The organism is Acetoanaerobium noterae (genome assembly GCF_900168025.1).
Classification (GTDB): Bacteria; Bacillota; Clostridia; order Peptostreptococcales; family Filifactoraceae; genus Acetoanaerobium; species Acetoanaerobium noterae.
Window position 1 is genome coordinate 163,173 of sequence record NZ_FUYN01000001.1, and the last position, 21,059, is coordinate 184,231.

Here is a 21,059-nt window from a genome sequence, read left to right on the forward strand (position 1 = left end):
TCCGAAAGAAAAATATGACTAAGTCTTTATAAAGTATTAGGCTATAGATTGTCATTTATGCACTGAAAATCTATTTTATCAATATAGATATATTTAATTATGATTTTATCCAATTACAATTACTTCAATCAACTTAGTAAACTTTTCCTGCTCTTGTGTAGATAATACAGCTTTATATGTGTCTAAAGCTTCTGCCAATATATTATTGCTACTTTTACTACTCGGTTCGTAATCAATTGATGTAATCGAATTTCTTTTAGCCAGTGCCGCTACTTCTCCTAAATTTAATTCATCTAGTATTCTTAGAATTTCATCTTCAGTTAAATCCGCATCTATTAAAACATCCTCTAAATCTCCTAGAGAATTAACTTCTAGCTTTAAAATATTTTTCTTATCCGAAAAATGTCTGCATTGCCTTATTTCATCTATGATTTTTCTGTATTTTTCATCGTCCATTTTTATTCCAAAAGAAACTATAAGCTTGTTTGAATTATCATAATATCTGGGAACAACAAAAACTCTATCCAAGGTATTGTTTATAATTGAATTTTCAATCAAAACTGCAAGCTGATTCAAGCTATTCTTTAAATACCTCATCAAGGATTCATTTAAATTTAAATCCCTTCTAAGTCCTTCTAACCCTGACTTAAGTATATCCTGAATTTGAATTTTAGATTTTTTATTAAAAATAATAAATAGCTTTTCTAAAGAGCTATCATCTATTTCTAAATGTCTATAGTCCTTACCTATAAGCTCACATCCTAAAGCTGATAATAGTACTATCTCATAAATATTAAAAGGGATATCACTATAATTTTTATCATAACCACTTAAAAGATTATGGATGTCTTCACTTGAAAAAAAAGAACAAAATAAGTTTTCATAATATATCCATTCTAAATATTTATTTATAAATTCAATCCCTTTTAAGGGTTCCATTTTCTGATGCACTGGATAATCTGCAGTGATATGAATTTCATGAGCTCCAAATTCTGGGTAATATAACTTAAAAAATCCATTTATCCCATCTTCAATTGTTGATTTATAAAACACATTATCTGTTTTTACCAATTTTCTCAAGATTGATTTATGGAGCAATTTTGAAGTTATTTTTAGCTTATCTATTTGCTTTAAACCTTTAGTGTAAATATTAAAAATTCCTTCTTTTTTAATATCTTCTATGGCTAAATCTGGATTCTCATAGGTTTTTAGATATACTCCGAGTGTAAATAAAATCGAGGAAAGTAGCTGGGAAGCTGCTTCAATTTTTATTGAGCTACTTTCTGAGCCGTTGTACTTCTCTGTTTGTTTTGCTAATAGCAATAAACAATCAGTTTGTATACTCTCTACCTCATTTGCTGTTAGAAGGTTAACTCTAAAACCCTCTTCTAAAAGAGACTGAAAATAATCCTCGCTTTTTAAGAAGTCTATATTAATTTTTTTAACTATTTCAATATTATTCAAGTGAATCCTCCTCATCCAAATCCGTCTTATCCTCTGTAAATTTTTCTTTGTACACATATCTTAGTGTTCTAGCTAGATTATTTAATTCTCTTCCCGATAATAGCTCGAGTGAACCTTGACATATTGAATCATATGAAATCTTCATAAATTTTATAAGCTCATCATCGCTCATTAAGTCATTAGTTTCATTTTTATAATAATAAAATATTTCTAATAACTCATAGATCGTCTCTTCGTAATTGTGCATGGAAATGTATGGAGAATCACAAAATGCTAAAATGATTTTTTCAATCACGCCTGCTCCAAACTCCATTCTTCCGTTATCTTTTAAAGCCGTCACTCTCGTTTCTACTAATGCTGCTGCTTGGGTGTTTGTTAATAGTAGATTATATTTTTCTGTTATATCATTACATGACAAAACTTCTGAAACTGCTTGCTTCAAAAGCAAATTACTGTTTAATAACGAAAGTTCAAAATTCATATTAATTTCTCCTATAAATTATATTGACATACAAAAATAAATGTGTTATGATAAATTTGGATTAATTTGTTCACAATTCTATATATTTAAATTATATCTCATTTTCGAGATTTAGCAAGCTATTTCTATAGCTTCTTTTTTTTGCAAAAAAATTTAGCAAAAGTATTAATGCTTTTATTTATATTTCATCTGGGTAAAGTAATTATAAGTATAAAAAATTCAATATTAGTTTAAAAGGAGTATTATCATGTCAAAATTAATATTTAGAACAAATATAATCAATATCAATTCTTGGAATATAATTCACTTACCAAAAGCGATTAGCAATAAGCTATCTTCAAGAGGTATGCTAATAATAAAAGCTCGAATAAATAACTGCATTTTTGAAGTAGAGCTAGAGCCTGATGGTTCTGGAAGTCACTGGTTCAAAGTAAGTGATGATTTTATGGATAAAATCAAGGCTAATAAAAATGATGAAATTTCGATTGAATTTGAGGAAACAAAGTGGTTTAAGCCTCAAATTCCTCTAGACTTCATAGATTCTTTAGAGGACGAAAATCTACTTGATGCTTGGGATTTGCTAACTACCAAAGCTCAATGGGAATGGATAAGATGGATTAGATTTACTAAGAATGAAGTCACCAGACAAAAGCGCATAAAAACAGCATGCTCTATGCTTCAATCTGGGAAGAAAAGACCATGCTGTTTTGACCAAACAAGATGCACACAAACTCATGTGTGTAATAGTGGTGTACTTTTGTCGAAATAGACTTAAAGGATTTATTATTTTAAATTTTATTTATTCATTATCAATTTATTTGCTAGGTATCTTTTTTTGTATTTTACTTCTGCATATTTTGCAATTTTTTTGATAATCGTATAATTGATTGTCCCTCCCAAGGCTCCAATCAAAGGAATACCTTGAATGAACTTTCCAACTAGCAGAGCATCAGATAAGGTTTTAGCTGTATCTTTCACCATCAAATCTAAATCAATATTCATTTCTAAATTCTTATCAATAGAGTCTCCAAGCATTGATACTTCATCATTTAATCTCAGCTTTTCCTCTCCTTCACTCATAGCTGCAGCTATTAGTTTAAGAATAAATGCTTTTTCCTCATCACTATCATACTTATATCCATAATTAAGTGCAATCTCATATATCGTCTTCATTATCACTCCAATAAATATAGGAATATCAGGAAGACCCACACCAAAAAAACCTAAAACACTCCCCTCTATAAAGGATGATGAAGTATTTAATCTTTTAGAATCTCTAGCATATTTATCCAGCTTGTTTATACTTTTCCGATTCATATTTTTATCTAAGATATAATTGTTAACTTCATAATCAGACATAAGCCTATCTTTGTTATAAGTTTTTTCTATAACTATATTTCCTTTTTCAAAAACTAACTGAAATCCTTTGAAAAATGCCGATTCCAATGTTTCCTTAAGCTTTTCAGGGATTTTATCCTGCACTTTATCCATTACAGGGGTAACCTTTGACTTTATGAGCTTATTTTCCTTTTTATTTAAAATTTTTTCTTCTTTTTTGTTAAGTCGCTTAAATTGCCTGCTCAGTTCTTTAGACATAAAAACCACCTTCTATTTCTTAATATTTTAAATTTCCAAATAAGCAATAAATAATTCTGAAAAATAGAACAACAATATTATTCATATAAATTTAACTTAAGCATACTATATGAGTACCCAATTTTATGTATGGGTAATAATATAACAAAGTATTTTCATAGTTTAATAAATCCAAGGTTTTATAGTGATTTATAAATGAATAGAGGTGTAATCCATGCTCAAATTCATAAAATTTTTATCAATAGCTTTTACTATTACAAGCTTATTAGTTGCATGCAATAAGCTTGATTATTCTAGCGATATGGCTTATATAAAAACTCAAGAAAATATAGATTTTTTTATAGTTCCAGATATTCATCACTTTTCAAAATCAATCTACGATGACAAAGAAGCTTTTCAAAATTTTCTTGCAACTAGCGACGGAAAATTGATTAAATACAGCACAGAAATAATAACTAGCATCAAAGAAGATATAAGAAAAGAACAACCTGATTTTCTTATTCTTCCTGGAGACTTAACAACTAGTGGAGATAAAGAAAGTCATATTGAGCTAGCAGAATTACTTAATGAAATAGAACAAATAGGAACTCAGGTTTTAGTCGTTCCAGGAAACCACGATATAGAAAACCCATGGTCTAGAAAATTTATAGGCTCTGATGTCATAAAAACTGACAATATTTCATCTAATGACTGGAAAGATATTTATTATCAATATGGATACAGCCAAGCAATATCAACAGATAAAAGTTCTGCAAGCTATTTGGTTGCTGCCTCTGGAGATTTGTGGATTCTTATGCTCGACTCCACAATTTCTAATGAAAAATCAAAAAATCTATATCCTATTAAAGGTGGAGAACTTTCAAAAAATACTCTTACTTGGATAAATAACTGTAGTGAACTAGCAAAAAAAAATAATGCAAAACTAATGGCAGTAATGCATCATAATCTTCTTGAGCACAGTCAAATTTTCAATGATAGCTATACTGTAAACAACAAAGACGAAGTTTTAGATAGCTTTATAAATGCCAATATTGACCTAGTACTTACTGGGCACATCCATATCCAAGACATCAAATCATTTACAAAAAATGAAACTACAATTTATGACATCGGAACTAGCAGTGCCCTTGTTTATCCCAATCAATATGGAACACTTAAGTTCAGTCCAGCTAACGGCTATACTTATAATACAAAAGGCATCAATCTGGATAAACTAGAAACTGAATTCGATAAAGAAGCCTTTAAGAATTATGTCATATGTGTATTCATGGAGCAATGCTGCAATCAATATAAAGATTGCCTAGCTGAACTAGATGAATTAAATGATGAAGATTTGGAGAAAGCTTATAGCGTTATAGTTGAAATGAACAAAATGTATTTCTCTGGTTTTAGAAATAATGCCTTAATTAATATCACAGCTTCTGAAGGCTTTAGTATTTTAAAAAATGTATCAAGTTGCTTTGCCCAGGAATATGTTCTTAGCATGCTAAATGATGAGTTCGAAAACAACAATACTTTATTTATTCCTTTTTCCAATTGAATCTGTTCTTTTTTTCTTTTTCTTTGCAATGGAATAACCAAAGGTACCCAGTGAATTTCCAAGTCCATAGTAGGTTCCATGAGAGTAGCAAATTGGATTTGCTTGCGAAAGATTGAATTTCCCTTTGGCATCTAGATATTTTTCGTCAACATGAACACCTAAAACTTCAGCCATAAACATATGATGAGAACCTAAATCCTTAATTTCTATTACCCTGCACTCAATATTAACAGGACTTTCTTCAATCATAGGAGCACTTACAAAATCTCCTTTTATAGGTGTAAGTTTATTGATTTTGAATTTATCAAAATCTCTACCAGATTTCACTCCGCAAAAGTCAGTTTCTTTTGCAAGCTTATCAGTTGTTAGATTAATTACAAATTCCTTACTGTCTTTAATCAGGTCATACGAATATCTACTAGGTCTTATTGAAACATATACTAATGGCGGATTAGTACAAAGAGTCCCTGTCCACGCTATCGTAATAATATTTGGACGCTCCATATTACCACAGCTTACCATAACTGCAGGTAGTGGATACACCATATTTCCAGCTTTCCATAATTTTTTTGACATATATATTATCATCCTTTTCAATTTACTTTATAAAACCTAAATATACCAAATATATGATAAATATAAAAAAGCATTAAAAAACTATAAATCTCTTAATGCTTTTTTTAACATTTGTTTTCAATAGCAATATTAATTTAATTGAATTTTATTAATGTGTTTAACCCCATAAATCACTAGCATCACTAGAGCTTCTATTGATTTTCGAGAAATCTGTTTTAATAAAAGAGTTTGTAGACAGTAGTAAAAAAATCAGCCCTATTACTAAAATAATAACAAAAGACATAAAAGGAGTAACAATAAATCCATTTACATCAATTACTAGTCCTTCATTTGCAAGCTCGATAGTTGGTAAATGAGTTTTTTCTAATACTATCATCCTAAAAAAGGCTGTCGCATATGTCATAGGATTAAGATATGCTATATATTTTAAAGAGGTTGGAAGCATTGATATAGGAATATATGCTCCAGACAAAAATGTCAACGGCATTGTCACTGCAGTTTTAACTATTTGGAAGGTTTGGCCACTTCTAACTATAGTTGCTAGATATAGCCCTACACCAGAAAATACAAGCCCAACGCAAATCATAGCTAAAAGAACAAATACAGGGGTAGTCCACGATGTAAATCTAATGCCTACAAAAAAACCGATTATTAAAATCATAAGTCCTTGTACCGTCGATACAGTGGCCGCTGATAAAAGCTGCCCTACTGCTACAGCAATTCTTTTGGCTGGTGAAACTAAAACCTCCTTCATAAATCCGCTTACCATATCGTCAACAGTCGATGAAGCAAGATTTAGTGAGCTTTCAAACACTGTAGCTATTATTACTCCAGAAAGCATATAAGTAATAGGGTCCTCTATAAAATCATTTTTAAATATAGCTCCAAAAACATAAACGAAAAAAAATGGAAATAAAAGTGAGAAAACAAGTCCTGTCCTATTTCTCACAAAGGCTTTGAGTCCTCTCTTCCACAATGCATATACTGTATTCATATTATGCATCCTCCCTGATTGTTTTGCCAGTTATTTCTATGAATACATCATTGAACGTCCCTTTTTTTATCTCAATATCAGTTATGTTATCTTTTTGTAAGCTTAAAACCTGTAATAGTTGATGGATGTTTTCTGCATCTACCTTGTAATATCCCTTTTTTTTCACAAATTCTAGCTTATGCTTTTCAAGTAAAGTTTCTAGCTCAGCTTCATTCTTGGCATTTATATATGCTTTATCTTTTGTAAACTCTTTCTTTAAAGCATATGGAGTATCATGGGCAACTATTTTGCCTCCATCAATGATAGCTATTTTGTTGCATATCTCCGCTTCCTCCATATAGTGTGTAGTAAGAAAAATAGTGATATTCCTTTCTTTTTGAAGCTTCAAAATATACTCCCATATATGAGCTCTAGTTTGAGGATCTAGTCCAGTAGTAGGTTCATCTAAAAATAAAACCTTAGGATAATGAATCAATCCTCTTGCAATTTCTACCCTGCGCTTCATCCCACCTGATAAAGCTCCTACTAGTTTTTTTCGCTCATTTAATAAATCTACTAGAGTCAAAACAAAGTGCATCCTTTCTTCTACTTCATTTTTGGGAATATTATAGAAAACACAATGCATTTTGAGATTTTCTTCAATTGTCATCTTAGAATCAAGAGTGGAGTCTTGAAATACAACTCCTATAGATGCTCTTACCTCGTCCTTTTGAGTAGATACATCTTTTCCCTCAATTAAAAGTGTTCCTGAAGTCTTTTCAAAAATAGTACACAGGGTATTTATAGTTGTACTTTTCCCTGCCCCATTTGGGCCTAAAAAAGCAAATACGCTACCTTCCTCTACTGTAAAGGAAATATCATCTACAGCTATGAAATCACCATATTTCTTTGTGAAATTCTTTACCTCTATTATTGGTCTCATTTATATCTTTACCTTCTCCAATCTATTTTGTAGCAATTCATAAACATAATATACCACATATCTGATATAATGAAACTTCATGAATTAAATCAATTGTTAAAATCCAAGAAAGATTAATGATAAGCTTTATCTTGTCTTAAAATAAGAATTCCACCCTGTTAACCAATAGGGCGGAATTCTTATTTAGTATTTCTAAAAAATGTGATATTTTTCTATTTCAATAACTGATTAAAAGCCTTCTCGTAATTAATCGTAAATTACATTTTTCCCTTCATCGCTCAATTTTTTTAAAGCTGAAAGCATATTATTTATTTCTTCATCAGAATGTCTTTCCCATGAGCTGAGTTCAGCTATTATTTTCAAAGGATATTTAGACCTGTAGGAACGTGTTGGATTTCCAGGAAATTTTTTGTCAGTTAAGTTTGGGTCATTTTCAAATTCCCCTAGTGGTTCTACTAGATAGATTCTCTCTTTTGAATTAGATTTCGCTAATTCAGCACCCCATTTAGCTGCATCTAATGTCGCAGTAAAATATATATAGTTAGATTTTTTATTTTGGTAATTTGATAAATTATTTGGTTTTAACAAATCTCCAACGTTCAGTTCTGCTTTTGTACCATGAAAAAATGGTCCCTTATCTATAACATCACTATTCATATTGATTCACCTCTTATATTTTTAATTTGCATATACCATTATAGTACTGAAAAGACAAACAAAGTAGACTATAAAGAATTTGCAAATTATAGTATAATTAAAGCAAAGGAATAGAATCACATATATTCAAAACCCAATTTTTATATTTTACTATAAACAAGCTCAGCAAACTGTCCATATTTTTTTACTTCTTTCAAGTAAAACCTCTTTAATGATTCTTTTTGCGAAAATAGTGGCACTCCATCTCCTAATAACACTGGAGCAATTTGAATTATTATATTATCTACCATATCATTATCTAAAAGAGGAGCTAATAAAGTGTTTCCTCCAACTACCCAAATATTTTTATCAGGACTTATTCCCTGAACAAAATCAACCACATCTGTATTCATAGGAATAAACCCCTCTACTGATAAGGAATCTGCATGAGTGAAAACATAATTTTTAGTAGTAGCATAAATACTGCTAACATTTTCTATAGTTTCAATTTCACTAAATGTCCTTTTTCCCATTAACGTAATATCCATGCTGCTATAAAAGCTTTCATAATCAGTTTCTTCTACAGAACCTGTCTGATAAAGCCAGTCCAAACTATGATTCTTGTCGGCAAGATAACCATCCATAGTGATGCAACCATAAAAAAATACACTCAAGATTAAACCCTCCTTTGAAAATATGCTTTTCTAAATATTAAGAAAAGATTACTACCCTCAATTCTTATTTTATCCATTTGGAAGTTCTTGAAACTTTGGTACTTTCTCAAGGTCAGTATCCCAGTTTGCTTTACTTGCATAAAAGATATGTCCCTGTGGCTTAATATTTATATCACTGTCCATACATCCTGCAGGAACAACCAACAATCTTCCATCCATTTGTATATTTGGCAGAGCCGACCCACAATTAGTACAAAAACTTTTTATATGCCCTTCTAAACGAAAATTAAAAGTTTTAGTTTTATCTTGGCCAGATAGCCACTTTAACTTAGCTGTAGAAGAAAACAGATTTGCTGCATGCGCTGAACCTGTATCTTTTCGACATCGCTCACAATGGCAGAGATAAAAATTATCAAAATCTCCTTCTATTTCGAAAGTAACTTCACCGCAAAGGCATGATCCTTTATATATCATAAGTAAATCTCCCTTCAAATAGTTTAATCTTTGATTAGCCATTTCCTACTGATTGATTTTAATTCATCATTAACTTATCAATATAGTTCTCAAGAATAAAGGCAAAAATGATGAAGCTCAGGCACAGTAATTCCTTGGCGGAAATGTATTCTTTTAAAAAAATCATAAGAATACTCATCGTTTTTCTAATTTCTTGATTTCATTCGTTCCTATTTCTTCTATTGCTTTTAATTGACGTATTGCCAATTGATTTAATAATTGTAACCTTTCAGCTTGCGACTTACCTTGCTCAATCAAAATGGAATTATAGCTTTCCATATTCGCCAATACCAACAATTGATTCAAAGTAGCATAGTCCCTCATATTTCCCTTTTGACTTACATTCTTTTCACGCCAATCTTTCGCTGTTTTTCCAAATAGTGCTACGTTGAGCAGATCCGCTTCGCTAGCATAGGTCATAGATATTTGATAAGCTGTCAATTCAAGTGGCAACAAATTCTCTTTTATGGCATCTGTATGAATTTTATAATTCAATTTCGAGATTTCACGGTTTAAATTCCAGCCTAATGAGAGTCTGCTACTTTCATCAGTTTTCAATCGCTTATAGTCTTTAATAATATAGAGTTTAAACTCAGCCGAAATCCAAGATGCAAACTCAAATGCAATATCAGCATGTGCAAATGTACCGCCATATCGCCCTGATTTTGAAACAATACCAATTGCATTAACGGTTGTAATCCATTTTTGGGGAGACATTGTAAATGCATTCAAACCTGCATCTTTTTTAAACCCGTCGAATTCGACGGGTTTAAAATCTTGGTTATGTAAGCTTTCCCATAAACCTAAAAATTCTAAAGTATCCCGATTACGCATCCAATTCTTTATTACATCATTTGGTTCATCGCTTTTATATCTTGCAATATCTGTAAGTGAAATGTATTCATTATGAAAATCTTCACTGTAAATTGAAATATCTATTCCTTTAGCATGAATGGTTTCTTTGATTGGCTTTTTTAACATGCCTAACCCTCCTACATTCAAAACATCAATTGACACATTTCTTTAATTCATGGCATAAAAACGTCGTTCTATATCCTTTATTATAAATCATTCGCGATTTTAGAACAAGCGTTCTCGTTTGTGTAAATCATCTTTTTATTTAGTTTAAAAGAACCAGAAGAAGAATAGTCTTTTACCCACTTATTTACAGTGGGTCTAGCAATGTTATACTCTTTAACAACTTCATTTATATTTTTTCCACTATTTATAAGTTTTACAATTTGCTTTTTAAATTCTTCATTATACCTTTTATTTGTATTAGACATGATAAACCTCCAAATTAATTTAATTTATTTTATCAAGTCCTAGTATTTTATGTCTAAATTAGTGTAACCTATCCAACAGTAATAAAAATAACAGGTCAATCATATCGCTTAAAAGATAAAATGGACCTGTTAGAAAAAAAGATGAATAATAAAAACTAGATTTTTTTGTACATAAAATTCTAATAATTGTACATTTTGAGATTCTCAAAAAAATGCATTTTGGAATTGACATTTACAACACCAAGAATAATAATCATCATGCAAAGGATATATGTCATTTTCTCACCTCCACAAATTCCTATTTATCGGTACGATAAACATTGTTCATTAGTTATATTTTTCAGTTGAACATAAATCAACTGATACGACGCTAAATATAAAGAATTCGTCTTAACTTTAAGTATAAATTACGCTCATTTTTTCCCCTTTATTTCAATTACTTTAGTGTATAAATAGGGTTGAATCTCTGGATATGTTAGATTACTTGGTAAGTTACTAAAAAACTCAATCTTCTCAATTTCATCTTCTAAAGTATCTTTAAAAGAATGGACTTCTGCATAAAACAACATTCCAAAAGTTTCATTTCCATTACTATTAACACGATTTTTCCCTGTTACTGAATACACTGAAATAGGTTGAATTTCGAATTCAATTGCTCCTGTTTCTTCTTGTAGTTCACGTTTTGCAGTATCTACTATAGTTTCATCTACTTCTCTATGACCACCAGGCATTTCATAAGTTTCTCTTTCTTTATGTTTGCAAAAAATCCATCTGTTATCATATCTAGCCATAATTACAGCAAACTTTAAATCTTTATCGTTAATCTCATTATAAAACTTAACTTTTAGTTTCATACTATACCCCACTTTATTAAAAGTATGCAATTAAATTCTACTTTTCAGGCAAATTTCCTTTATTCGCAACCCTCTACTAATACTTAGTTGGTTCGCATTTAACTGCTTATGTTCATCTACAGTATATAAATCATCCATCCATTTATCAACCTAATATTCCCATTTTTGATCTGTCATCACTCAAATTACCATATGTCATCTGTAAACTGCCCTATTTTCAAGGGTCAAAAAACGGTCTTTTTTCACCGATTTTTGACCCAAATTTTGACCTAAACCACTATATGTCGTGGTAGATCTCTATCATTTCTTCTCTGAACCACAATAAGTCATCAGAATTATACTCTCCACATGCGTGGTCGTCCTCTGGGGGTGACTCTTTAGGAAACAGGGGCGAAATGTTGATTTTCAGCCCCGTTTTGAATACAAAGTTGATGGTTTGTGGTAGTGGGTTTCCGGCTTCATCCGTCTCGCCTATGTAGGCTTCTTTGATCAGGGTTCTAAAGATTTCACCGTCGAAGGTTTCCATGGTTTTCTTCTTTTCGAAGATCCTTTTGAAGCTGAGAAGCCTGCTTCTGAAGTCCTCACCAAACTCGTTGTTTTCATTATACGCCTGTAATTCACCTTCTGCAATTTCAATCTCTTCAGAGACTTTTGCATACTTTTGATCGTATACGTCTTTGTTGATTTTTTGTTCTAGTAGCAAATCCACCAGTTGATTTCGTTGATTGTAAAGCTTGTTGATGTTGTCGTTTAGTTTTTTAATTTCCTTTTCGTGCTCACGGTATTCAAGGCTTTTAGATAGATTGTCTAGAAATTCGTCTATGATTTTTTCATTGTCTTTGCATAAAGCATTGAAGGCTCTCACAAAGGATTGCTCCAATACTTCTTCTGGTATGGCTTTCGAATGTGGGCAGAACTTCTTGCCCTTTTTCGCTGCATGATGGCAGTACCAAACGAATTTTGGGTTCTTACCTGAAGTCCATAACCTTCGAATGATGGTTCCACCGCAGTATTTGCATTTCATAATATTGCTAAACGGATATTCCATACTGTGACGTTTGATTTTACCATCGTTGGTACGTCTACTTCTTTTTTCTCTGATTTCTTGAGCCTTATTAAAAAGCTCTCTGGAGATAATAGGTTCATGGTGGTCTTTGATGTAGTACCTGTCCTGCTCCCCAAAGTTGACAATTCGCTTCTTGCTGATGGGATCAACTGTGTAGGTTTTACCCATGACCACATCGCCCACATATTTTTCATTTCGTATAATGCCCGCTACTGCACTGTCATGCCAGTTGTCCTTGCCCTTCTTGGTTTTGATGCCTTTAGCTTCTAGATCTCTTGCGATGGTATGGGCACCAGCCCCTTCCACATATCTTTTAAATATAAATTTTACGGTTTCAGCTTCTTCTTCGTTAAGAATCAACTTACCTGTTTCTGTGTCATAAACATAACACATACAAGAATTGAAGCCGATCATTTCTCCTTGCTTGGCTTTCATTTTCAGTCCCATTTTGGTGTTTTGGGATATGGATTCGCTTTCCCCTTGGGCTAGAGAAGACAATATGGTCAAGATCAGTTCTCCGTTGGAAGTAAGGGTATTAATATTTTCTTTTTCAAAGCTAACGGCTACGCCAAGTTCTTTTAGCTCCCTCACATGCTCCAAGGTATCAATGGTGTTTCTGGCAAATCTGGATATGCTTTTGGTGATGATCATGTCAATGAGACCATTTTTAGCATCTTTGATCATCCTTTGGAATTCAGTTCTTTTCTTAGTCTGAGTGCCCGAGATACCAAAGTCTGCGTAGACATTGACGAATTCCCAGGCTTCATTTTTATGAATCAAGTCGGTGTAATGAGTCACTTGTGAGTTGTAACTGCTGAGTTGCTCATCAGAATCGGTACTGACTCTGCAGTAAGCTGCCACCCTTAACTGGTCCATAATTTTCCCAGTTCGGCGATTGACTTTGCCTTCACTGGCTTTTATAACTTGTACTTCTGCCATGGCTTCTCCTTCCTTATATGTGTTACGACACAGTATAGCCGAAGACTTTTTTGAAGTCTAGGACAAGATTTATTAATCTAATTCAGTCATTTCAAGGCTTATGCGACTTTGTATTTTTGCTTTAGAAAGCCTTTTACTTTTTCATATTCTTTTAGTGTTAACATATTTTCCTGCAGTAAGGTATTGAGCAAGCTTAGCTGAACCGCATATTTTTCTTCGTTGTTTTTGAAGAAAATATAGTCAGCAGGCACGATGGATAAAGCAGTTAATGTACCATCAATTGTTCCTTCACCCCTATTGTTTTTTAAGACTCGTCTTGCTATTTTTAGTTGAAATTCGAACCAAATTTTAGACCAGTTTATATATATTTCTTGTTTGAAATTTTGCAGCATTTTGCTACCTCCAATTTTCTCTATTTTCCCAACAGCACCTTCACGACCACCTATACAGCACCTTATAAATGGCTGAATTTCGCCATTCCTTACTTTTTACAGCACCCTATACAGCACAAAACCCGTTTTACAGCACCTAAAGCAAATCGCTGTAACGCCGGCACTGCGGGCGTTTGTGACTGGAAGGTGGGCGTTCACGACCACCTTCCTTTATCCTGCACTTTTTTAATATTAAATTTTGACGGTGGAAAATGCAGTAATTTCAACTGGCCCCACTATGCCACTTTTCTTTTCTGCCGTTTTGTGGTCCACATTCGCCCCAAATTCCGATTATAATCGGCATCAGGCATTGTGATGCCAACGGCTCTATAATTTGCCACACAGGGGCGAACAATCGCTCATTTGATATTTTTATCTGAATTTAACTAATCACTGCTTACTTCACAGGGTCGAAAGGGTCATTATCTGGAGCACTTTGAGAAGTCTCCTGATTATCGTCACTATCGTCCCTCATAGCAGAAAGAGAAATAATGCGTTTGCCATTACTTTTTTTGAAATCCGCATGTATAAAGCGTTTGCGAAGTTCTTCTAGGTTTAGACGAATGTGTTTTGACAAAAGTCTTGAAGAAATTTGATCACCACTTTGAACAGATAACAGGATCGATAATTCTGTTGGTGATCCCGTGTAGTAGTTTTTATCTTTCATGAAATCAGAAATGAGAAGGACAATATCATGGAGCAACAAATCTTTATTTTGAAAACTGTCAGATACCACTTCCCAGATATTTTCTTCATTTCGTTTCAGACAAATTTCACGGTACTCAATATCTCTGCCTACGCAATAGAGCTTCGCCTGACCACTACCACGAACATCTTCAGAAAGAATAAAACTAGAATCTACCGCACCTTGAATACCAGTCGTACCAGATATTCTATTAAACGGATCGTTGTCATTTTCTTTTCTCAGATGTTGAATGAGAAGAATGGCAATTCCAAGTTCATCAGCAATGTTTTTGAGAACAGATAAATCACTATAATCACTGGCATAGCTATTGTCTGTTGAAGAAACACGAATCATTTGTAGGGTATCAATGATAATAAGAACACAATTGGGATGCTCTTCAACAAAGGTTCTGATCCGTTCTTCAAGCTCACCTCCAAGTGTTGCTTGTTCCGTACAGAAATTAACGGCTGCAGAAGCTTCATCCGTTATTTCAAACAGTCGATTTTGAATTCTGATTTGACTATCTTCAAAACAGAGATATAAAGTGTCGCCCTGCTTTACTTTGTTCCCCCATATTTCTTCACCTTTTGAAACTGTAACGGCAAGCCATAGAGCTAACCAACTCTTTCCCACCTTTGGTGAACCTGCAAGAACGTGAAGTCCATTGGATAATAGATTTTCAATGACAAATTCTAATGGTTGCAGTGGCATGGTCATTAAAGTTTGACCATCGATGGTATTGAATCGTTTTTTCATTTTGGTAATGCCTCCTTTGATATTAAGTTGTTTTTTCTGAAGTTGAGTGAAGCCCTTACTGTATAGGCAGTGAGAACAGCTTTTTGAAAACCATTTAGAAAAAAGTATCTCTACTTATTTCAACGATGAAATGCACAGTTGGACGAAAAATAATTTTGCCCCCTACTATTAAGGTAATTTTTCGGCTACCTTACAAAATTTTTCTTCTCATATACTTTCACGACAAGATGGGTGTTCTACAAAAAAAATCTTAATACAATACATGACAAATAATAAATTTTAGCATCAGGAATCTCATGCCCTCACTTATTTCCACGATGGGAAGCACTGTTGAGCGGAAAAATTTGCAACAAAAAAGATGCCCTCATATACTTTCACGTTGAGAAGGGCATCTGTACACCTTGTTTTATTAACTTTATAACTATACTTTTTCAAAATGAATCGGCGCTTTTGGGATATCAAACGGTACTTTTTTACATCCAAACGGCACTTTTTTGCTCTAAAAAGACGCGCATATGATCAATACGAAATAAATTCGCCTATTCAATAGGCAAGAATTCTTATGAATAGGCAAATTAGACTGCATGATTGGTTACACATTATTGCTATACATAAACCATCAAAAATACTACAATTATTTGACTAACACTGAAATGTTACATTCTATCACTTCCACTATTTAACTGTTTACAAGTTGCTTTCCCTTCTGTATAATGAACTTAACAACAAAAGTTAATATTGTGCTGAACAGAAAGGTGTCTATCTATAGGTGCTGAATCTGCTAGGTGCGTCGAAATCAAAAAGGGTTTCCTGTACGGTGTTTGTTTACAAACGCTTGAGTCTGGAGGCTCTTTTACTTTCCCCACTTCAAGTAATCATATACCATGATTAACCGCCTTACATTTGTCCTAACCGGTGAACTACTATTTTGCAACAAATTGATGTCCTCTTCGAAAATTTCTTTAAGAACACATTCCAACTCATTGATATCAATCTGAGTCTCTTCAAGATGAGATATTAGTCTCGTAGCGCGTTCCACTGAAACTTTTTCTTGATCCCATATTTGCTTTACAGATACATATCCACCAAGGCAGTTTCTACTTTTTTGTATAGTGGGTGAAATTATGTTGTCAAACGTCCATTTATCCGCAAATTCTTTACATTCTGGAAATTCTTTAGTTGCTGATGCGATATACTTATTGACTGGTAATTTTCCTGAGTTCTGCCTTAGAACTTTTGGAAAAGCATATTCTAAGAGTTCATCAGCCGAAAATTCTAAATCCTCAATAACTATATTACGGTACCACTCATTTGCATCAATTCCACTGAGCCCTTTAAGACCTAAATCTGACACTTTCCCAATAGCAATGACAAGTTCTTCATCGTCAACACGACTGTCATCCAAGGCAGCAACTCTCAAATTAGCAGTTGGCACATTTGTAATGGTATAGTCGTATAATTCTTGTTTGAATCGTCTTAAGATTTTTACCGGAAGTTTAGATTTTTTATGATCCATTGCTCGGTAAAGCAACATAAAATCTGACAATACTATCTTTTTCATTCCCAATGGCTTGTTATCAACCATTATTGTAAATGGGCTTACATCAACCCCAACAATATCTTTCTTATATTCAACAAATACAAACCTATCTTCTAACATTTTAAGTTGCTTTTCATCAAGGCAGTTCACGATAGACTTTATAATGCTCAGTATGTTCGTATCACTTATAGAGTACCCCAGAAAAATGATTGGATACTCCATAAAAATAGTCATTAGCTTTGCTGCAAGATAAGCACTTTTGTTTTCAAAGAGTAAATAATCTGATTCGTTAATAATAATGCTATCTGGACTTTCAACCGATCCATGAATTTTATATATTTCAGCAATTCCTTGAATCGCTGAAAAAATTAGTTCAGTCTGCCCAACATATTTTGTAAATCCTATCAATGTTTCTTCAAGTAGAGAATCATAGTTGGTGGTTATAACGCCCGAAATACTCTTTTCAGAAATTTGTGATAGCATACTGACTTCATCTTGATATGCTGGAACAACACTTGTACTCCGTTTGATATACGCTGAAATTTCAGCCTTAAACGGAGATAATCCACTGTCCTTTATCAGTTCTAAAACATCCCCATCAACAGTTCTAACGCTCGGATCAGCAAACCATCTAACATCAAAATCATGTTGAATTAACTCTGCTATTTTAGGCATGATACCAGCTTTACACTCTAAGCCTTTTGCTTTGTTCTCATAGGCACTATAAGCAAATGGATCATTATTTATCACTTTGGCGAAATGTTCAAGGAGCCCTTTCCAGTCAGGTAAATTCAAGTACCTTCTTGAAATCCCAGATCCTATAAATAAAATTGGCGTTGTATTGAATCTGTAAATGACATCTTCAATTTTCATTTTTATCACCCCCACTTGATAATCCATCATTTTTACGCCACCCAATTGAATCCCATCATTGCCTGATCCACAATATGAGTAAAAATGACATTAATCTTATTTGAGAATACCTCTCTATCATAGCTTTCCGGCAGATAGCTATTCAATACCGTCATAATCTCATTTCGCACCTTTTGTTTCGGTTGATCGTCTTTTTCCCAGCCTACAACAAATAGATCCTTTTTCTTTTCTGTCAAAGTTTTATAAAGCTCTCTAGCTGCCAGCTTTACTGTTTTGAGTTCCTCTTTTGTCAGCTTATCTTTCTGCAATAAGTCATAGATTTCAAGTTCACTTTCGGTAAGCTCTTCTTTGATATGGCGTGCTTCTTCTTCCTTCAATTCTTCCATATACTTTAGCAGCTTCAAGTAAAACTGATCATTTTGAGAACCACCGGCATTATACTCTTCAATGATATGTCGGAAGCGTTCAGAAAATTTATCACGTGTAACATTTTCACGCATCATTTGAGCTAATTTTTTCTCAATATGTTCACGCAGATTAGAAATTTCTAAGTTTTTATATTTAGCCTTACGGAAATGATTTTTAAGCTCGTCCAAATCTAACTTTGAAAGATCTACGGGTGTTGATGTGGATATAGTCAATGCCGTACCACTGTTTGCATCGTAGTGACCTGATTCTTCAGCGATAACACTTACATCAAGTAGTTGATTAATCTTCTCTTTTGCACTTTCCAGTTTTTCGGGGCGAATTTTCCCATCAATTATCCCTTTTAGATACAAAATAGCTTCCTTGTAGACAGGCTCAAAATCCATCTTAAAAATATCCGGTCTAAGTGCTTCGTAAAGATTGCTTACAGTATTGGCATAGACTCTAAACTCATTTCGCACTTCATCTTTCGATACAAGGATATCTGCAAATTCTCCAAATAAAGAAAGATTTATAAACACATCATCTTCATCAATTAATCTGCTTAGGTCAACATTATGATGTAGACAGAATTGCTTTGTTTCTTCAATGGTTTCAAGTAATTGCACATACAGTTTATCCACTTCTTTAACAGGGATATCTTCACTGTCATCCGATGCATAGTCTAAAAGTGCCCGTTTCAGTGATTTGAACACATCCAAATAACCAATAACAATACCACTGGTCTTTCCAGGGTATACACGATTGGCTCTTGCTATGGTCTGCATAAGCGTATGACCTTTCATTGGCTTATCCAAATATAAAGTTGATACAGATGGTGCATCAAATCCGGTTAACCACATTGAGCATACGAACACAAGTTGCAATGTATGGTCAGGATTTTTAAAGTTGTCTTCAATATCCAATCCATTCTCATCAACATTATTGAGTCTCTCTCTGTGATACTTAACAGACAGCCCAACTTTATTGAACTTTTCTTCTTCCTTATCTTCTTCACTAATAACAACTGCCATATCTACTTTTCGCATGTAGTCGACAATAGCCTTTAGCTCTTTTCGCTTTTCTTCTTCTCTCAGCTTAGCAATCTGAGCATTTAATATTTTGATTTCCTCTTTCCAGTAGTGCTGTACTTTGTCATACATTTTAACTGCGGTGAATTTATCAACAGAAATAACCATGCCTTTCCCTAAAAAGCCACGGCGCGGGAAATGATAGACAATATGCCTTGCAATCTTATCTAGTCGATCATCTCTTTTGATAATCTCTAATTCCCTTGCATAGTGGTTTTCTAGACGCTGCCGTTCAGCATCGTTTAATTCTTCATTCTCAAGAATTTCTGCCAAATCCGTATCGAGATAATCATTCTGAAGCTGTACCTCTTTCATGCCGTTGACATAGTAAAGAGGAACAGTGGCACTGTCCTTGATGGATTCTGCAAAGTTGTATTCACTGACATAATCTCCGAACCAAGAATTAGTCAGTCTTTTGGAACCTAAAAGAGGAGTACCAGTAAAGGCTAGGAATTGAGCATTAGGAAGTCCCTTTCTCATATTCTCAGCAAGATCTTTATATTGAGTTCTATGTGCTTCATCCACAATGACAATGATATCATCACGTTCTGACAAAACAGGATACTCTTTGCCTTTGTCGTATCTAAACTTATGAATGAGTGTAAATAGGATGGTTTTATTGGTTTTCAATTCTTCACGCAGTGCAGAGCTGTTAGCCGGTTGAACTTTTTCTTCTTTGGTGATGAATTCTGTTCTTAAGAAGTTCTTGTATATCTGAGTGTCCAAATCTTCCCTATCTGTTACTACTAAAAAAGTAAAATTGCCAGGAACCTTGTGCTTGATTTTTCGTGCGAGCATAACCATAGAATAGCTTTTCCCACTTCCTTGAGTATGCCAAAAAACGCCTAACTTTCCTTTTAGACTTTCTCTGCACTTAAAGGATTCAAAAACGTTATTGACACCTAAGTACTGATGGTTCTTAGCGATCAATTTTACACGCTGGCGATCAAACAAAATGAAGTTTTCTATATAATCAATTAGACTCTCTTTTCTCAAAAGCCCCGCAATCAAATACTCTAAGCTTATTGCATTTTCTCTGATGTCTTTACGATTAGGACTTTCTTTTTCATCATCGGTTTTGAGCCATTCAAAGAAATGCTCATATCCTGCCTTAAAGCTTCCAAGCCTTGTTTCTGTGCCATTTGAAAGTACACATATTTGATTGTAATGAAATAAATACGGGATGTCCTTCAAATAGTTCTGCAAGTTCATATCATAAGCATTTTTGACTGGGATATTTGAATTCTTAAGTTCTATAAAAACGATTGGAAGACCATTGATATAAATAATCAAATCTGGGCGACGCCAATGCACCTCTCCTTTAATCCAAAGTTGAGAAACGACAGTGAATTGATTATTTGTTGGCTCTTCAAAATCAATAACCTTTAATCGATCCGGTGTTTTTCTACCATTCTTTTCATATTCAACTTGAATACCATTTCTTAATTTATTGTAATTCAGGTAATTCGTATGCATAAGTTCTGCAGTTGTAGGGGTTTTTATAAGTTCATCAGCAACTTTGTGAACTACTTCTACCGGAATAATGGGATTGATTTTACAAAGACTTTGAAATAATACCGAAGGCAAGACCACCTGCTTCTTATTATCTCTACCACTTCCATCCGGCAGAGTTTCAGGTTCAGCAGTCATGCAATTGATTTCATCATATTTGTTTTCGTTTACCAATCGACTGATTGCTGCTTGCTCAATGTTGTCTTCAGATATAAAGTTCGGCAT

General features: G+C 33.4%; 19 protein-coding genes. 2 read left to right on the top strand and 17 right to left on the bottom strand.

Going from position 1 to position 21,059, the window contains the following annotated elements; genetic code table 11:
* Nucleotides 1-105 precede the first annotated feature (105 nt).
* Both B5X47_RS00805 and B5X47_RS00810 read right to left on the bottom strand, forming a co-directional pair.
* On the bottom strand, nucleotides 106-1,464 hold the full coding sequence (locus B5X47_RS00805; protein WP_079588337.1) for a DUF6179 domain-containing protein: 1,359 nt from the start codon (nucleotides 1,462-1,464) through the stop codon (nucleotides 106-108).
* On the bottom strand, nucleotides 1,457-1,945 hold the full coding sequence (locus B5X47_RS00810; RefSeq protein ID WP_079588339.1) for a DUF6323 family protein: 489 nt from the start codon (nucleotides 1,943-1,945) through the stop codon (nucleotides 1,457-1,459). Before B5X47_RS00810 ends, B5X47_RS00805 begins: the two co-directional genes overlap by 8 nt.
* A gap of 247 nt (nucleotides 1,946-2,192) precedes the next feature.
* Here B5X47_RS00810 and B5X47_RS00815 point away from each other — a divergent pair, with 247 nt between their 5' ends.
* Nucleotides 2,193-2,714 carry a YdeI/OmpD-associated family protein gene (locus B5X47_RS00815; RefSeq protein ID WP_079588341.1) on the top strand — a complete coding sequence of 174 codons (522 nt, stop codon included), beginning with the start codon at nucleotides 2,193-2,195 and terminating at the stop codon, nucleotides 2,712-2,714.
* A gap of 26 nt (nucleotides 2,715-2,740) precedes the next feature.
* On the opposite strand, the gene B5X47_RS00820 is transcribed toward B5X47_RS00815, so the two are convergent.
* Nucleotides 2,741-3,541: an EcsC family protein gene (locus tag B5X47_RS00820; RefSeq protein ID WP_079588342.1), complete on the bottom strand. Its 801-nt coding sequence runs from the start codon at nucleotides 3,539-3,541 to the stop codon at nucleotides 2,741-2,743.
* Nucleotides 3,542-3,755: 214 nt separating this feature from the next.
* On the opposite strand from B5X47_RS00820, the gene B5X47_RS00825 reads away from it, so the two are divergent.
* A complete protein-coding gene (locus tag B5X47_RS00825) occupies nucleotides 3,756-5,081 on the top strand; it encodes a metallophosphoesterase (RefSeq protein ID WP_079588343.1) in 1,326 nt (441 codons plus the stop codon).
* On the opposite strand, the gene B5X47_RS00830 is transcribed toward B5X47_RS00825, so the two are convergent.
* The 14 genes from B5X47_RS00830 to B5X47_RS00895 all read right to left on the bottom strand — a co-directional run bounded on the left by B5X47_RS00830 (nucleotide 5,058) and on the right by B5X47_RS00895 (nucleotide 21,059).
* Complete coding sequence (locus B5X47_RS00830; protein WP_079588344.1) at nucleotides 5,058-5,657, bottom strand: flavin reductase family protein; 600 nt, start codon at nucleotides 5,655-5,657, stop codon at nucleotides 5,058-5,060. The genes B5X47_RS00825 and B5X47_RS00830 overlap by 24 nt on opposite strands.
* A gap of 157 nt (nucleotides 5,658-5,814) precedes the next feature.
* Nucleotides 5,815-6,651, bottom strand: a complete 837-nt coding sequence (locus tag B5X47_RS00835) for an ABC transporter permease (RefSeq protein ID WP_079588345.1) — start codon at nucleotides 6,649-6,651, stop codon at nucleotides 5,815-5,817.
* A gap of 1 nt (nucleotide 6,652) precedes the next feature.
* Entirely contained in the window at nucleotides 6,653-7,573 is a 921-nt protein-coding gene (locus B5X47_RS00840; RefSeq protein WP_079588347.1) for an ABC transporter ATP-binding protein, read from the bottom strand.
* 246 nt (nucleotides 7,574-7,819) lie between these two features.
* The gene (gene arr, locus B5X47_RS00845) at nucleotides 7,820-8,230 is read right to left on the bottom strand and encodes an NAD(+)--rifampin ADP-ribosyltransferase (protein ID WP_013361847.1); all 411 of its coding nucleotides are present in this window, start codon (nucleotides 8,228-8,230) and stop codon (nucleotides 7,820-7,822) included.
* Between the two features lie 140 nt (nucleotides 8,231-8,370).
* A complete protein-coding gene (locus tag B5X47_RS00850; protein WP_079588348.1) occupies nucleotides 8,371-8,883 on the bottom strand; it encodes a dihydrofolate reductase family protein in 513 nt (170 codons plus the stop codon).
* 69 nt (nucleotides 8,884-8,952) lie between these two features.
* Nucleotides 8,953-9,357 (bottom strand): GFA family protein, encoded by a 405-nt coding sequence (locus B5X47_RS00855; protein ID WP_079588349.1) that lies wholly within the window; start codon nucleotides 9,355-9,357, stop codon nucleotides 8,953-8,955.
* A 174-nt stretch (nucleotides 9,358-9,531) separates the two neighbouring features.
* Nucleotides 9,532-10,377: a KilA-N domain-containing protein gene (locus B5X47_RS00860; protein ID WP_079588350.1), complete on the bottom strand. Its 846-nt coding sequence runs from the start codon at nucleotides 10,375-10,377 to the stop codon at nucleotides 9,532-9,534.
* Nucleotides 10,378-10,457: 80 nt separating this feature from the next.
* Complete coding sequence (locus tag B5X47_RS00865; protein ID WP_079588351.1) at nucleotides 10,458-10,682, bottom strand: transposase; 225 nt, start codon at nucleotides 10,680-10,682, stop codon at nucleotides 10,458-10,460.
* Between the two features lie 413 nt (nucleotides 10,683-11,095).
* Nucleotides 11,096-11,548, bottom strand: coding sequence for an NUDIX hydrolase (locus B5X47_RS00870; protein ID WP_330395719.1), 453 nt, complete (start codon nucleotides 11,546-11,548; stop codon nucleotides 11,096-11,098).
* A 265-nt stretch (nucleotides 11,549-11,813) separates the two neighbouring features.
* Entirely contained in the window at nucleotides 11,814-13,541 is a 1,728-nt protein-coding gene (locus tag B5X47_RS00875) for a recombinase family protein (protein WP_079588353.1), read from the bottom strand.
* Nucleotides 13,542-13,639: 98 nt separating this feature from the next.
* Nucleotides 13,640-13,933 carry an SHOCT domain-containing protein gene (locus B5X47_RS00880; RefSeq protein WP_079588354.1) on the bottom strand — a complete coding sequence of 98 codons (294 nt, stop codon included), beginning with the start codon at nucleotides 13,931-13,933 and terminating at the stop codon, nucleotides 13,640-13,642.
* A gap of 436 nt (nucleotides 13,934-14,369) precedes the next feature.
* Nucleotides 14,370-15,413 (bottom strand): AAA family ATPase, encoded by a 1,044-nt coding sequence (locus tag B5X47_RS00885; protein WP_079588356.1) that lies wholly within the window; start codon nucleotides 15,411-15,413, stop codon nucleotides 14,370-14,372.
* Between the two features lie 853 nt (nucleotides 15,414-16,266).
* On the bottom strand, nucleotides 16,267-17,856 hold the full coding sequence (locus B5X47_RS00890; protein ID WP_242950978.1) for an SIR2 family protein: 1,590 nt from the start codon (nucleotides 17,854-17,856) through the stop codon (nucleotides 16,267-16,269).
* Between the two features lie 2 nt (nucleotides 17,857-17,858).
* Nucleotides 17,859-21,059, bottom strand: coding sequence for a type I restriction endonuclease subunit R (locus B5X47_RS00895; RefSeq protein ID WP_079588357.1), 3,201 nt, complete (start codon nucleotides 21,057-21,059; stop codon nucleotides 17,859-17,861).

Excerpts from the sequence above, each read along its gene's own strand:
- B5X47_RS00810 (WP_079588339.1), bottom strand. The coding sequence starts at position 1,945 with ATGAATTTTGAACTTTCGTTATTAAACAGTAATTTGCTTTTGAAGCAA.
- B5X47_RS00815 (WP_079588341.1), top strand. The coding sequence starts at position 2,193 with ATGTCAAAATTAATATTTAGAACAAATATAATCAATATCAATTCTTGG.
- B5X47_RS00820 (WP_079588342.1), bottom strand. The coding sequence starts at position 3,541 with ATGTCTAAAGAACTGAGCAGGCAATTTAAGCGACTTAACAAAAAAGAA.
- B5X47_RS00825 (WP_079588343.1), top strand. The coding sequence starts at position 3,756 with ATGCTCAAATTCATAAAATTTTTATCAATAGCTTTTACTATTACAAGC.
- B5X47_RS00830 (WP_079588344.1), bottom strand. The coding sequence starts at position 5,657 with ATGTCAAAAAAATTATGGAAAGCTGGAAATATGGTGTATCCACTACCT.
- B5X47_RS00835 (WP_079588345.1), bottom strand. The coding sequence starts at position 6,651 with ATGAATACAGTATATGCATTGTGGAAGAGAGGACTCAAAGCCTTTGTG.
- B5X47_RS00840 (WP_079588347.1), bottom strand. The coding sequence starts at position 7,573 with ATGAGACCAATAATAGAGGTAAAGAATTTCACAAAGAAATATGGTGAT.
- arr (WP_013361847.1), bottom strand. The coding sequence starts at position 8,230 with ATGAATAGTGATGTTATAGATAAGGGACCATTTTTTCATGGTACAAAA.
- B5X47_RS00855 (WP_079588349.1), bottom strand. The coding sequence starts at position 9,357 with ATGATATATAAAGGATCATGCCTTTGCGGTGAAGTTACTTTCGAAATA.
- B5X47_RS00860 (WP_079588350.1), bottom strand. The coding sequence starts at position 10,377 with ATGTTAAAAAAGCCAATCAAAGAAACCATTCATGCTAAAGGAATAGAT.
- B5X47_RS00865 (WP_079588351.1), bottom strand. The coding sequence starts at position 10,682 with ATGTCTAATACAAATAAAAGGTATAATGAAGAATTTAAAAAGCAAATT.
- B5X47_RS00875 (WP_079588353.1), bottom strand. The coding sequence starts at position 13,541 with ATGGCAGAAGTACAAGTTATAAAAGCCAGTGAAGGCAAAGTCAATCGC.
- B5X47_RS00880 (WP_079588354.1), bottom strand. The coding sequence starts at position 13,933 with ATGCTGCAAAATTTCAAACAAGAAATATATATAAACTGGTCTAAAATT.
- B5X47_RS00885 (WP_079588356.1), bottom strand. The coding sequence starts at position 15,413 with ATGAAAAAACGATTCAATACCATCGATGGTCAAACTTTAATGACCATG.
- B5X47_RS00890 (WP_242950978.1), bottom strand. The coding sequence starts at position 17,856 with ATGATGGATTATCAAGTGGGGGTGATAAAAATGAAAATTGAAGATGTC.
- B5X47_RS00895 (WP_079588357.1), bottom strand. The coding sequence starts at position 21,059 with ATGCCGAACTTTATATCTGAAGACAACATTGAGCAAGCAGCAATCAGT.